Origin of the sequence: Vibrio sp. TRT 17S01, from assembly GCF_050113695.1 — a bacterium.
Classification (GTDB): domain Bacteria; phylum Pseudomonadota; class Gammaproteobacteria; order Enterobacterales; family Vibrionaceae; genus Vibrio.
In genome coordinates, this window is sequence record NZ_JBNJOG010000069.1 from 1 (window position 1) to 698 (window position 698).

1 protein-coding gene is annotated in these 698 nt (G+C 39.7%); it reads left to right on the top strand.

Translation table 11 applies throughout. From position 1 onward, the window contains the following. Window positions 1–177 precede the first annotated feature (177 nt). Window positions 178–456: a hypothetical protein gene (locus ACQEXS_RS22510; RefSeq protein WP_427015279.1), complete on the top strand. Its 279-nt coding sequence runs from the start codon at window positions 178–180 to the stop codon at window positions 454–456. The last annotated feature ends 242 nt before the right edge of the window (window positions 457–698 follow it).

Here is a 698-nt window from a genome sequence, read left to right on the forward strand (position 1 = left end):
TATAGACCTCACACCATTTGAGTCATACTCATAACAATAAATTTAAGCAGATTCGCAACGCTTGGCATTTTCGGTTTTAATCGGCTTAAGTGTTTACGGCACAATGGTTTAGCTCAGGTGGTGGCGTTGCTCACTACTTAATTTGGCGTTATATGCCAATACAGCTAGGAAGTAAAAATGAACTTTGTATATGAATTTCTATATGTGCTTTCATTGTCCAAACGTACTCAATTAGCATTGATTCTTGGCGTCGTTTTTCACTTCGTAATTTTATTGGTCGGTAAATACTACATCGCTGAAATTGAGTTCCAAGGGGTAATGAAACCTTTGGAAGATGCCATAGTTGGGAAGCTATTACATAGATATGACAAGGTAGCATTGTTTGCCTTAGTTTCGTTCTGGGTCTTGGCTCTTAAGTGCTATCGTAAAGATCGCAAAAGGCTATATAGCTTGTAGTTCTTGCTTTGGGTGCTCACTAAGGGGAACTCAGGCTTTGGGTTCAGGCATATAACAATCTGTTTAAGAGTGATTCGCAACGCGTGGCATTTTTGCTATGCGTTGCGTTTAATGGTTAAGGTGTTGTGCGGAAGCGTCGATATTGCGTTGCTCACACCTTAACAGGGCGTTAGGCGCAGTAAGAAATTTCTTGGTTTAAATCTCTAATTTCTCTTTAGCTATTTGTTCTAGTTTTTCGGCAA